General features: G+C 63.5%; 10 protein-coding genes. 2 read left to right on the top strand and 8 right to left on the bottom strand.

The annotated features are described in order from the left end of the window. Positions 1-88 precede the first annotated feature (88 nt). From nrdF to QF038_RS08400, 7 genes are all read right to left on the bottom strand, one after another. Complete coding sequence (nrdF, locus tag QF038_RS08430) at positions 89-1,063, bottom strand: class 1b ribonucleoside-diphosphate reductase subunit beta (RefSeq protein ID WP_050054849.1); 975 nt, start codon at positions 1,061-1,063, stop codon at positions 89-91. 108 nt (positions 1,064-1,171) lie between these two features. Beyond that, positions 1,172-3,292, bottom strand: coding sequence for a class 1b ribonucleoside-diphosphate reductase subunit alpha (nrdE, locus tag QF038_RS08425; protein WP_307609719.1), 2,121 nt, complete (start codon positions 3,290-3,292; stop codon positions 1,172-1,174). 20 nt (positions 3,293-3,312) lie between these two features. Then, complete coding sequence (nrdI, locus tag QF038_RS08420) at positions 3,313-3,861, bottom strand: class Ib ribonucleoside-diphosphate reductase assembly flavoprotein NrdI (protein WP_307609718.1); 549 nt, start codon at positions 3,859-3,861, stop codon at positions 3,313-3,315. Positions 3,862-3,912: 51 nt separating this feature from the next. After that, positions 3,913-4,158 carry a glutaredoxin-like protein NrdH gene (gene nrdH, locus QF038_RS08415; RefSeq protein WP_050054847.1) on the bottom strand — a complete coding sequence of 82 codons (246 nt, stop codon included), beginning with the start codon at positions 4,156-4,158 and terminating at the stop codon, positions 3,913-3,915. Between the two features lie 399 nt (positions 4,159-4,557). After that, positions 4,558-5,970, bottom strand: coding sequence for a class I SAM-dependent methyltransferase (locus QF038_RS08410; protein WP_307609717.1), 1,413 nt, complete (start codon positions 5,968-5,970; stop codon positions 4,558-4,560). Continuing rightward, positions 5,967-6,692: a DUF1365 domain-containing protein gene (locus QF038_RS08405; protein ID WP_307609716.1), complete on the bottom strand. Its 726-nt coding sequence runs from the start codon at positions 6,690-6,692 to the stop codon at positions 5,967-5,969. Before QF038_RS08405 ends, QF038_RS08410 begins: the two co-directional genes overlap by 4 nt. Beyond that, complete coding sequence (locus QF038_RS08400; RefSeq protein WP_307609715.1) at positions 6,689-8,089, bottom strand: NAD(P)/FAD-dependent oxidoreductase; 1,401 nt, start codon at positions 8,087-8,089, stop codon at positions 6,689-6,691. Before QF038_RS08400 ends, QF038_RS08405 begins: the two co-directional genes overlap by 4 nt. Positions 8,090-8,214: 125 nt before the next feature. On the opposite strand from QF038_RS08400, the gene QF038_RS08395 reads away from it, so the two are divergent. Both QF038_RS08395 and QF038_RS08390 read left to right on the top strand, forming a co-directional pair. Further along, positions 8,215-9,132, top strand: a complete 918-nt coding sequence (locus tag QF038_RS08395; RefSeq protein ID WP_307609714.1) for a LysR family transcriptional regulator — start codon at positions 8,215-8,217, stop codon at positions 9,130-9,132. A gap of 45 nt (positions 9,133-9,177) precedes the next feature. After that, positions 9,178-9,684: a DUF2004 domain-containing protein gene (locus tag QF038_RS08390; RefSeq protein ID WP_307609713.1), complete on the top strand. Its 507-nt coding sequence runs from the start codon at positions 9,178-9,180 to the stop codon at positions 9,682-9,684. Positions 9,685-9,781: 97 nt separating this feature from the next. On the opposite strand, the gene metE is transcribed toward QF038_RS08390, so the two are convergent. Then, the gene (gene metE / locus QF038_RS08385; protein ID WP_307609712.1) at positions 9,782-12,112 is read right to left on the bottom strand and encodes a 5-methyltetrahydropteroyltriglutamate--homocysteine S-methyltransferase; all 2,331 of its coding nucleotides are present in this window, start codon (positions 12,110-12,112) and stop codon (positions 9,782-9,784) included. Positions 12,113-12,129 lie beyond the last annotated feature (17 nt).

Here is a 12,129-nt window from a genome sequence, read left to right as displayed (position 1 = left end):
TGGTCACCCCGGCGAAGCGGATAACGTAAAAAGAAAGTGTCCCGACGTGGCTCACGTCGGGACACTTCTCAACAAGGCAAAGAAGAAACTAGAAGTCCCAGTCCTCGTCTTCGGTGTTGACTGCCTTGCCGATCACGTAGGACGAACCCGAGCCCGAGAAGAAGTCGTGGTTCTCGTCAGCGTTCGGGGACAGCGCCGACAGGATGGCCGGGTTCACGTCGGTAACGGAGGACGGGAACATGGCCTCGTAGCCCAAGTTCATGAGCGCCTTGTTGGCGTTGTAGTGCAGGAACTTCTTGACGTCCTCCGCGAGGCCGACGCCGTCGTAGAGGTCGTGCGTGTACTGGACTTCGTTTTCGTACAGCTCGAAGAGCAGCTCGAAGGTGTAGTCCTTGATCTCCTGCTTGCGCTCCTCGGACAGGCCTTCCAGGCCCTTCTGGAACTTGTAGCCGATGTAGTAGCCGTGCACGGCCTCATCGCGGATGATCAGGCGGATCAGGTCTGCGGTGTTCGTGAGCTTGGCGCGGGAGGACCAGTACATGGGCAGGTAGAAGCCCGAGTAGAACAGGAAGCTCTCCAGAAGGGTGGATGCCACCTTACGCTTCAGGGGATCGTCGCCCTGGTAGTAGTCCATGACGATCTGGGCCTTCTTCTGAAGGTTCGAGTTCTCAGTGGACCAGCGGAATGCCTCGTCGATCTCCTTGGTGGAAGCCAGTGTGGAGAAGATGGAGGAGTAGCTCTTGGCGTGGACGGACTCCATGAAGGCAATGTTGGTGTACACGGCTTCTTCATGCGGAGTGAGCGCATCCGGGATCAGGGAGACAGCGCCGACCGTGCCCTGGATGGTGTCCAGCAGGGTCAGGCCGGTGAACACACGCATGGTGAGCTGCTGCTCAGCGGGCGTGAGGGTGTTCCATGACTGGACGTCGTTGGACAGCGGCACCTTCTCCGGCAGCCAGAAGTTGTTGACGAGCCGGTTCCAGACCTCCACGTCCTTGTCGTCCTGGATGCGGTTCCAGTTAATGGCCTCGACGTGGCTCAGCAGCTTGACCTTCTCGGTCATGTCATCCCCTAAACGTTGGGTGGGTTTCTCTAAGTTAAAGCGTACGACGGCGGTCGGGCGCCCGCCGTCGTACTCAAGCTGGGGTCTCGACAGGCTCGACCACCGGGGCTACAGCATGCAGCTGACGCAGCCCTCCACCTCCGTCCCTTCCAGCGCGAGCTGGCGGAGACGGATGTAGTAGATGGTCTTGATGCCCTTCTTCCAGGCGTAGATCTGGGCCTTGTTGATATCGCGCGTGGTGGCGGTGTCCTTGAAGAACAGCGTCAGGGACAGGCCCTGGTCCACGTGCTGGGTGGCTGCGGCGTAGGTGTCGATGACCTTCTCGTAGCCGATCTCGTACGCGTCCTGGTAGTACTCCAGGTTGTCGTTGGTGAGGTACGGCGCCGGGTAGTAGACGCGGCCGATCTTGCCTTCCTTGCGGATCTCAATCTTGGACGCCACCGGGTGGATCGAGGAGGTGGAGTTGTTGATGTAGGAGATCGAGCCGGTGGGCGGCACGGCCTGCAGGTTCTGGTTGTAGATGCCGTGCTCCATGACCGAAGCCTTCAGCGCCAGCCAGTCAGCCTGCGTGGGGATGTGCACGTTCTTGAACAGCTCGCGGACCTTCTCAGTCTGCGGCACCCACTCCTGCTCCGTGTACTTGTCGAAGAACTCGCCCGAGGCGTACTTGGACTTCTCGAAGCCGCCGAAGGTCTGGCCGGTCTCGATGGACAGCAGGTTGGAGGCGCGGACGGCGTGGTACACCACCGAGTAGAAGTAGATGTTGGTGAAGTCCAGGCCCTCTTCGGAACCGTAGTGCACCCGCTCGCGGGCCAGGTAGCCGTGCAGGTTCATCTGGCCCAGGCCGATGGCATGGCTCTGGTCGTTGCCCTTGGCGATGGACGGCACCGAGGTGATGTTGGACATGTCCGAGACCGCCGAGAGCGAGCGGATGGCCGTCTCGATGGTCAGGCCGAAGTCCGGCGAGTCCATGGTCTTGGCGATGTTCAGCGAACCCAGGTTGCAGGAGATGTCCTTGCCCGTGTCAGCGTAGGACAGGTCATCGTTGTACGTGGTGGGCTGGGAAACCTGGAGGATCTCCGAGCACAAGTTGGACATGATGATCTTGCCGTCGATCGGGTTCGCCCGGTTCACCGTGTCCTCGAACATGATGTACGGGTAGCCGGATTCGAACTGGATCTCGGCAAGGGTCTGGAAGAACTCGCGCGCCTTGATCTTGGTCTTCTTGATCCGGGAATCGTCCACCATCTCGTAGTACTTCTCGGTGACCGAGACGTCGGAGAACGGCATGCCGTAGACGCGCTCGACGTCGTAGGGCGAGAACAGGTACATGTCCTCGTCCTTCTTGGCCAGCTCGAACGTGATGTCCGGGATGACCACGCCAAGGGAGAGGGTCTTGATGCGGATCTTTTCGTCCGCGTTCTCCCGCTTGGTGTCCAGGAACCGGTAGATGTCCGGGTGGTGCGCGTGCAGGTACACGGCACCGGCACCCTGGCGGGCACCGAGCTGGTTGGCGTAGGAGAAGCTGTCTTCGAGGAGCTTCATCACGGGGATGACGCCGGAGGACTGGTTCTCGATCTGCTTGATGGGCGCGCCCACTTCGCGGATGTTGGTCAGCGCAAACGCCACGCCGCCGCCGCGCTTGGACAGCTGCAGCGCGGAGTTGATGGAGCGGCCGATCGACTCCATGTTGTCTTCGATGCGGAGCAGGAAGCAGGAAACCAGCTCGCCGCGCTGCTTCTTGCCGGCGTTCAGGAACGTGGGCGTGGCCGGCTGGAAGCGGCCCTCGATGATCTCATCCACCATCTGCAGAGCAAGCTGCTCGTTGCCGCGGGCCAGGTGCAGGGCAACCATGCACACGCGGTCCTCGTAGCGCTCCAGGAACCGCTTGCCGTCAAACGTCTTCAGCGTGTAGGACGTGTAGAACTTGAACGCGCCCAGGAAGGTCTCGAAGCGGAACTTCTTTTTGTAGGCGCGGTTGAACAGGTCACGGATGAAGTTCATCGTGTACTGGTCGAGGGTTTCGCGCTCGTAGTAGTCGTTCTTGACCAGGTATTCGAGCTTCTCTTCCAGGTCGTGGAAGAACACGGTGTTGTTGTTCACGTGCTGCAGGAAGTACTGGTGGGCGGCCTCGCGGTCCGCGTCGAACTGGATCTCGCCGCTGGGACCATACAGGTTCAGCATCGCGTTCAGCTCGTGATAGCCCAGGCCCTTGTAGGCGGCAGGCATCTCAGGCTTCTGGGCCCTGGTTACTTCTGTGTCTGCGACAGTCGTGTCCAAAACGTGTCCAATCCATTGTTTACACGGGTCACGTCGTCTGGCGTGCCCATTAATTCGAAGCGGTAAAGGTGCGGTACTCCGCACTTGGCGGCAATGATGTCCCCCGCCATGCAGTAGTTGTCCCCGAAGTTTGTGTTGCCGGCCCCGATCACCCCGCGGATCAGCTGCCTGTTCTGCGGGTTGTTCAGGAACCGGATGACCTGCTTTGGGACGGAACCCTCTCCCCCGGTGCCGCCATATGTCGGCACCACCAGCACATACGGCCGGGTGGCAAGGAGGGGTGCGTCCTTCGCGAGCAGCGGAATCCGGGCCACCTCACGGCCAAGCTTCGAGACGAAGCGGCTGGTGTTCTCGGATGCCGAAGAAAAGTAGATTAGCTGGCTGCCGGTGACAACCGCGGAAACCGGCTCCGCAGCATCCACGCGCTGAGCCGCGTGGACTTGCTGCGTTCCTGGGTTTCCCTGCGATGTATAGGACTCCTGCACCGTGTAGGATTCCTGTGCTGCTGGTGCTGCCATGGGAGTCACCTCAGCTGGTTGACGGTTGCCGGCAGGAAAAAGTGCGGCCCCTTAGGCCACGGAGGAAACTGCAGAGAGCGCCAGTTCCTCGATCTTGTCCGGGCGGAAGCCTGACCAGTGGTCCTGGTCCGTGACCACAACGGGGGCCTGCATGTAACCCAGTGCCTTCAGGCGCTCGAGGGCTTCGGCGTCCTGGGAGATGTCAACGCTCTGGTAGGCGATGCCCTTTTTGTCGAGAGCCCGGTAGGTGGCGTTGCACTGAACACAAGCAGGCTTTGTGTAAACCGTTACGGTCATGATTCCTGTCCCCTTTTCTGGAAAACTTGCTCGTCCGGTGTTCCCGCCCAAGCTGTACCTAGATACTACATCTAGTGCAGACGCCTCTTTGGAACCCCAAGATGATGTATTACAAGTATGTCATTTAATGCACTTTTAATCCACAGGCAGAGGCCTTCAAAATGTCCGGAATCCCGCTGTTTTTGCGGACGGAATCCACATCCTGTGGAGTACTTAGCCACAATTAAGGCCCAGCGTGTCGTGGAAAAGACGGCGTGTCGCACCTGCCGCGCGGAGTACAGGCGGAGTGGCGACGGCACCAAAAAGGGGCTCCGAAGTGACCTTCGGAACCCCTTCAAGTGACCAAACGCACGACGCCTGCAGCCGGCAGGTGCCGGACCGCGCCGTCGGCAGCGGCTGCTAGAGCTGGACCTCCCGGCGGTCCAGCACAACCTGTTGTACATCCAGGTAGCCGGACTGGAAGCCGGCCCGGGAGTAGCACAGGTAGAACAGCCACATCCGTTGGAACACCGCATCGAAACCCAGCTCCGCCACCTCGTGGGACCGCTCCAGGAACCGCTCCTCCCACAACCGCAGGGTGGCCGCGTAGTGGTCCCCCAAGCCCATCCGCTCGCGCACGCGCAGGGTGGTGTGCTGCTGGGTCACACTCTCGATGGCCCGGACGGACGGCAGGAAGCCGCCGGGGAAGATGTACTTGTGGACCCAGGTGTAGGCGTCCCGCGTGGCCAGCATCCGGCCGTGCGGCATGGTGATCGCCTGGATAGCAACCTTTCCGCCCGGCGCCAGAACCCGGTCGATCGTCTGGAAGTAGTTGGGCCAGTATTCGTAGCCCACGGCCTCGATCATCTCCACTGAGACCACGGCGTCATACTCGCCTTCCACAGCACGGTAGTCCTGCAGGGCCACCGTCACCCGGTCCGCGTAACCGGCCGCGGCGATGCGCTCCTGTGCGAGCGCCTGCTGCTCACTGGAGAGGGTGACACTGTAGACAGTGGCGCCCCGAACCGCTGCCCGGAGTGCCAGTTCGCCCCAGCCGGTGCCGATTTCCAGCAGCCGGGTGCCCTCGCCCACGCCCGCTTTGTCCAGCAGCCTGTCGATCTTGGCCCGCTGCGCTTCCGCCAGGGCCTCCCACCCCACGGAGCCCAGCGGTCCGGCGCCAGGCGGGAACAGGGCCGAGGAGTAGCTCATGGTGGAATCGAGGAAGTTGGAGAACAGGTCATTGGAGAGGTCGTAGTGCCGGGAGATGTTGCTCCGTGTGTTCTGTTCAGCGTTACGCTCCTGCCGGGGGGTACGCGGCAGATAAAGGGTTTGGAGTTTCTGCAGGGGCGTAGGAATCAGCGTGCCCACTGATGCGGCGAACACCTCGAGGACGCCGGCCAGATCGTTGGCTTCCCAGTCGCCGGCCATAAAGGACTCCCCCAGCCCGATCAGGCCGTTGTCCCCGATGCGGGCTTCAAACGCCTCCGGCCGTACCATCACCATCACCGGCACATCCGGACCGCCGGTCCCCAGAACACTGCCGTCCGGGTATTCCACCCGCAGGGGCAGGCGCTTCACTGCCCCCTTGAAGAGGAACCCGGCGGCTTTTCCGGCGATGGCTGCCTTGGCTCCCGACGGCGGTTGGGCCACTCCCGGCCACAAGTCCGCATCGATGGTGGCGGGCGACGCCGGCACTCCCGTTGGGTTCCAGGCTGCGGCCAGGTGCGGGGCATCTTCACCGGGCGCCGGGCTTACGGCGTAGCCTTCAGCGTTGGCCCTTATTTTCTCCCTGAGCGGAGCCGGAGCCGTTTCGTTGTCGTCAATCAGTGTCATTGGACTGCCTCCTGTGAGGGGTGGTGTGGCTTGGCGACAACGGGCAGGCGTTGCGCCCAGAGTTTGATGCCCTGTAGCCGGATGAGGGCGGATACCAGCAGCGGCGCGGCCGGAACCGTGAAGGCTGCTGCCAGGATGTTCCGCACCGTAGCGGGCCGGCTGCTGCCGTCCATGGCCGCAATGAACGGCTGATGGCCTTCGCGCTCGAGCACGATGGACAGAGCCAGCCGCTCCCCCGGTACAGGCAGCTTCATCCGGTACTGCCCGTCCACGTCATTGAACGGTGAAACGTAGAACGCCTTCGGCACCGAGGCACGCCCGAAGGGGTCCGTCCGGAGCAGGTAGCAATGCCGCTCACCGTACGTGTTGTGGACTTCGGCAACCACGCACTCAAGCTCTCCGTTGGAGCGGTAGCACCAGAAGAGCGTCAGCGGGTTGAAAACATAGCCGAAGACCCTGGCGCTGGTCAGCATGTGGATAGGGCCGCCGTCGGGCTCTATCCCCTGAGTACGCAGGTACCGCTCCACGTTGCTGCGGATGGTTGCGTCCGGATCGCCCAGATGGTCGCCGGACCGGAACACGGCCAAAGGCCGCATCAGCAGCGGAAGCCGCGGAAGCCTGTCAACGTCCACGAACCAGCTGTAGCTGCGGTACGTGAACGAGTTTTTCAAGGGGGTATGCCGCACGTGCGAAATGGAGGTGCGGTAGATCGCGGAGCTCATGCGGGTTCCGCTGCGGGAAGAAGCTCCCGCTCCCCGCCGTCCAAGGATTCAAACGGATCAGCAGGCAGGGCAATGGGCCAGCTGCGTCCCAGCGATTCGGCGGCCCGGACGCCGGACAATGCGCCGTCCTCATGGAAGCCCCAGCCGAGGTACGCGCCGGCATAGGCAATGCGGCTGTCGCTGAGTGCCGCGATTGCCTGCTGTGCCTGCACCGATTCCGGAGTGTACTGCGGGTGCTCGTAGACCATCCGCTCCAGTACTGCATCCTCGGCGATGAGTTCGGACTCCCCCAGGCTCACCAGGTACCGCTTGCCGTCCAACGGGCTTAACCGCTGCAGACGGGTCAGGTCGTAGCTGACCAGGACCTTGTCCGGCCGGGCTTCGCAGGACGGCAGCCGGTAGTTCCAGGATGCCCTGGCGTTGTCGGCGGACGGCAGGACAGCAGGATCCCGGTGGAACACGGTGTGGTTCACCGAATACGGCATCCCGCCCAACGCTTCTTTTTCATCCGGGGTGGCGTCCGCCAGGAACCCGAGCGCCTGCGCCGGGTGGGTGGCAATAACCACGGCCTCGAAATCCTCCACTCCGGCTTCCGTCACCAGTTCGATGCCTAGCGCATGCCGCCGCACGGCGGTGATTGGCGTGTTGAGCCGGACGTCCGGGAGGGTGGCCGCCAGCTTCTCCACGTACCGCGCTGAGCCGCCGGTGACCGTGCGCCACTGGGGTGAGCCCTTAACGCCCAGCAGCCCGTGGTGCCCAAGGAACGTGAAGAGGTAGCGGGCCGGGTAAGCCAAAGCAGTGGTGGGGTCGCAGGACCAGACGGCGCTGACCACCGGGGTCATGAAGTGGGAGGCGAAGTAGGGGCTGAAGTTTTCACGCTCGAGGAACTCACCCAGGGTCAGCTCGGGAACTGCGTCGTCCGGGCTGACTGCGGAGACCGGGGCCGTGTTCAGCAGCGCCCTGGCCTTGCGGTAGAAGCGGGTGACCTCCAGCAGCATCAGCAGGTAGCGGCCCCGCAGCAGGCTGGACGGGCGGGCGATGATTCCCCTGGCACCGCCACGGGCACCGGCGTATTCCAGCCCGCAGCCGTCGCAGCGGATGGACATGCTCATTTCGGAGTCCTGGGTTTCCACCCCCAGCTCGGCAAAAAGCCGCAGCAGCGTGGGGTACGTCCGCTCATTGTGGACGATGAATCCGGTGTCCACACCGAGAACCGAGCCATCCGGTTGGGGCATGTCGTGGGTGTGGGCGTGCCCGCCCAGCCGCGAATCAGCCTCGAACAGGGTCACGTCGTCCTCGCGCTTCAGGACATAAGCGGCAGTGAGGCCGGCAACGCCGCTGCCGATGACGGCCACCCGCCGTCGTCCGCCTCCGCTTGCTGCTGGATCGGGTGACAATTGATGCTCCTCTGCTGAACATTTGCCAGTGATGGGTATACAGAGGGAAATTCGCAGCGCCCGGGCCGCCGGATGGGTGTGTGCTTCAGCTTCTTCAGCAGGAGGCGGCAGAGTACTGTGGGCTGGTGGTAAATCCGGTACACCTGAAGACCCTCCTGGAGGTCACGCGGCTGGGCTCGTTCGCGGCCGCCGCGTCAACGCTTGGCTACACCGCCTCCGCGGTTTCACAGCAGATGTCCGCGCTGGAACGGGACACCGGCGTGGTCCTTTTCCAGCGCTCGGCACGCAGCGTGGTGCCCACGGAAGCCGCCGTCGTGATGACCCGGCACGCCGCCAAGGTGCTCACGGACATCGAGGCCCTGATGGCCGCCGCCTCCAAAACCCAGGATTCGGCGCACCAGGAACTGCGCCTCGGAATCTTTCCCAGCCTGGCTACCTTTGTCCTGCCACGGATCCTGAAGAATCCAACGTGGAAGAACCTGGGCATCGACCTCAAGGTCTCCGTCGCTGAGCCCGGCCAGACCATCCAGGGGCTGCGCACCGGCGGCGACCTGGACCTGGCAGTGGTTTTCCAGGTGGGCCAGACCGGCTTCGCCTGGCCCAACACCATTAACAGGCAATGGATCGGCGACGATGACTTCCGGGTGGTGCTGCCCGCCGGTTGGGGCTTCCGCGCCGATGCGAAAGTGGCGGCGGACCACCTGTCCGAGATGCCCTGGATCATGCACCACCCCGGCACAGCCGACGCCATGGTGATCGAACGGCTCTTCGCCGGCTGCAACCTGCACCCCAGGGTGGTGGCCCACAGTGATGACTTCCACGCCAGCCTGGAGATGGCCGCCGCCGGACTGGGAGCGGCCTTGGTCCCCGAGCTCGCGCTGCGGAACAAACCTGCCGGCGTAGTGGTGCTGGACGTCCCGGAGATCCGGCTTGCCCGCAACGTTTTCGCGCTGCTTATCAACGACAGGAAAACCGCCAGGGTACAGCTGTTTGTCGACTTACTGGCCGAGACCTTCGCCGGGATGCCCAAGGCGGTGAATTAGGCCCGAACGCTGGAATGCACCGCTGTTCGGGTCTATGTTGAAACTATGAACAAGGTAGCGAGCCAGCACTTTGGCGAGATCGAGCTCAATCACGGCAGCGATCACAACATCGCTGCCAAACATGAGCTGCGGGGCCATCCGCTGGAGATCGACCTGAACATCACCGCGCACGACCACTTCGACGAGGCGGCGCTGCGCAAGGTGGATTACCGCCTGCGTTTCCTGCCCGAACTGGTGGACGAGGTACGGGACATGATCGCGGAGGAGCTGGACCAGGAAGGCACCAGCCCGCAGGAATATCTTCACTTCCACTGCAATGCGCTCAAGGACGAGCACCTGCACAAGGTTTTTGGTGTTCAGCACCGGAGCCAACTCACCAAGGAAGTGTTCCTCAAAGCACTGAAGCTCGGCCACGTCGGAATCTACCCGGGCCAGCCTGAACGCTACTTCGTGATGGACTTCACCCTGGGCGAGCACTTCACCGATGAAGTGCTGGTGGCCTCGGCCGACGAGGACGGCGTAGTGGACGACGAGATCGTCTGGGAGTCCTGAATGGCAAACGGTGGTTGAGCAGACACTCAACCACCGTTCTTGGTTTCGACAGGTTCAACCACCAGTGGTTGAACCTGTGGAAACCCTTACTGTTGTTTTACTTCGCCGCTTCCAGCAGCCCGGCGCGGACCGTCCTGGTCGCCTCGACCAGGTTCCGAAGGGACTCCTCGGTCTCAACGTAGCCGCGGGTCTTCAGGCCGCAGTCCGGATTGACCCAGAGCTGGCGGGACGGAACGTGCTTCACGGCGGTGCTGAGCAACTCAGTCACTTCCTCGGTGCCCGGAACGCGCGGCGAGTGGATGTCATAGACACCCGGACCAACGCCGCGGCCGAAGCCGTGGGACTCGAGGTCGTGCACAACCTCCATGCGGGACCGGGCCGCCTCGATTGACGTGACGTCCGCGTCCAAGCCGTCGATCGCGTCGATGATCACGCCGAACTCCGAGTAGCAGAGGTGGGTGTGGATCTGGGTGGCATCGGCCGCACCGGCGGTGGCCAGGCGGAAGGAGTCCACGGACCACTTCAGGTAGTCGGCGTGGTCTGCCTTGCGCAGCGGGAGGAGTTCGCGCAGGGCGGGCTCGTCCACTTGGATGACCTTGATGCCGGCGGCTTCGAGGTCCGCGATCTCGTCGCGCAGGGCCAGCCCGACCTGGTTGGCGGTCTCGCCCAGCGGCTGGTCGTCGCGGACGAAGGACCAGGCCAGGATGGTGACCGGACCGGTGAGCATGCCCTTCATCGGCTTGCTGGTCAGGGACTGCGCGTACTCGGCCCACTTCACCGTGATGGGGGCGCTGCGGGTCACGTCGCCCCACAGGATGGACGGACGGGTGCAGCGCGAACCGTAGGACTGGACCCAGCCGTGGACGGTGACGTCGAAGCCTTCGAGGTTCTCGGCGAAGTACTGCACCATGTCGTTGCGCTCGGGCTCGCCATGCACCAGGACGTCGTAGCCCAGCTCTTCCTGCAGGTCCACAACGCGCTTGATCTCGTCCTTCATGAGCTTCTCGTACTGCTCGTCAGTAAGATCGCCCTTGTTGTTGCGGGCGCGGGCCGAACGGATCTCCGAGGTCTGCGGGAAGGAACCGATGGTGGTGGTGGGCAGCGGCGGAAGGTGCAGCGCCTCTTCCTGGGCGGCTTCGCGGACCGCGTACTCGGAGCGGGCGAAGTCCGCGGCGGTCAGGGCCTCGGTGCGTGCCCGGACGTCTGAACGGCGGACGCCTTCGGCGGTGGCGCGGGAGGCGATCACTGCGGTTGCCTCGTCGATGGCTGCCTTGGCGGATGCGGGATCGGCCAGGTAAGCAGCGAGGGTCTTCACCTCAACGGCTTTCTGGTCGGAGAAGGCGAGCCAGCTGCGGAGCTGCTCGGACAGTTGTGTTTCCTCGGCAACGTCGTGCGGGACGTGCTGGGTGGAGGTGGAGGTGGAGACGGCCAGCTTACCGGCGGCTTCCTTCAGTGCGTCCAGCTTCGCGGCGGATGCGGCGAGGTCGTTGCGCCAGATGTTGTGGCCGTCCACGACGCCGGCAACCAGGGTTTTGTTGCCCAGGCCCGCCAGGGTGGAGGCGGAGGGGACTGCGCCCTTGAAGACGTCGATGTGCAGTGCGTCGATGTTGGTGGCGGCGAGCGTGTCCAGCTGGCCGTCGAGGGAGCCGTAGGGGGAGGACACGAGGATCTGGGGGCGGTTGGCCGCAGCGGTGAGGACCTCGTAGGCGCGGCCCACGGCGGCTTCGATTTCGGCGGCCGGGGTGTCCTGGTCAACCACCAGGGCGGGCTCGTCAAGCTGGACCCAGCCGGCGCCGGCTGCTGCGAGCTTCTCGAGCAGCTGGACGTAGACGGGCAGGATGTCCTCGAGGCGGGACAGCGGGGCGAAGCCGGCGGGGGCATCGTCGGAGGCCTTGGAGAGCAGCAGGTAGGTGACCGGGCCAACGATGTAGGGGCGGGTTTCGATGCCGTTGGCCAGGGCGAAAGCGAACTCGTCGACCTTGGCGGTGGAGGCGAGGGTGAACTTGGTCTCCGGGCCGATTTCCGGCACCAGGTAGTGGTAGTTGGTGTCGAACCACTTGGTCATTTCCAGCGGCTGCTGTTCCTTGTTGCCGCGGGCCAGGGAGAAGTAGCCGTCGATGTCCAGCTGTCCCTCAGCGTTGAGGAGGTTGCCGAAGCGGGCCGGCACGGCGCCGAGGTGCGCGGTGGTGTCCAGGACCTGGTCGTAGTAGGAGAAGGTTCCGGGGACGGCGGCGGCTTCGGTCAGGCCGAGCTCCTGCAGGCGCTTGGCGATGGCCAGCTGGATGTCCTTGGCTGCGGCGTCCAGGGCAGCGGCGTCGATTTTTCCGGCCCAGTAGGCCTCGACGGCCTTCTTGAGCTCGCGGCGGCGGCCGATGCGGGGGTAGCCGAGGAGTGAGGCGGAAGGGAAAGGCGTGTTGTTTTCAGGCATGGCAAATCCTCAGGTAG

The sequence above is a fragment of the Pseudarthrobacter sp. W1I19 genome, from assembly GCF_030817835.1.
GTDB lineage: Bacteria > Actinomycetota > Actinomycetes > Actinomycetales > Micrococcaceae > Arthrobacter.
The sequence above is the reverse complement of the archived record's forward strand: the minus strand, read 5'-3'. Positions and strand labels throughout refer to the sequence as shown.

Excerpts from the sequence above, each read along its gene's own strand:
- nrdI (WP_307609718.1), bottom strand. The coding sequence starts at position 3,861 with ATGGCAGCACCAGCAGCACAGGAATCCTACACGGTGCAGGAGTCCTAT.
- nrdH (WP_050054847.1), bottom strand. The coding sequence starts at position 4,158 with ATGACCGTAACGGTTTACACAAAGCCTGCTTGTGTTCAGTGCAACGCC.
- metE (WP_307609712.1), bottom strand. The coding sequence starts at position 12,112 with ATGCCTGAAAACAACACGCCTTTCCCTTCCGCCTCACTCCTCGGCTAC.
- nrdF (WP_050054849.1), bottom strand. The coding sequence starts at position 1,063 with ATGACCGAGAAGGTCAAGCTGCTGAGCCACGTCGAGGCCATTAACTGG.
- nrdE (WP_307609719.1), bottom strand. The coding sequence starts at position 3,292 with ATGCCTGCCGCCTACAAGGGCCTGGGCTATCACGAGCTGAACGCGATG.
- QF038_RS08390 (WP_307609713.1), top strand. The coding sequence starts at position 9,178 with ATGAACAAGGTAGCGAGCCAGCACTTTGGCGAGATCGAGCTCAATCAC.
- QF038_RS08410 (WP_307609717.1), bottom strand. The coding sequence starts at position 5,970 with ATGACACTGATTGACGACAACGAAACGGCTCCGGCTCCGCTCAGGGAG.
- QF038_RS08405 (WP_307609716.1), bottom strand. The coding sequence starts at position 6,692 with ATGAGCTCCGCGATCTACCGCACCTCCATTTCGCACGTGCGGCATACC.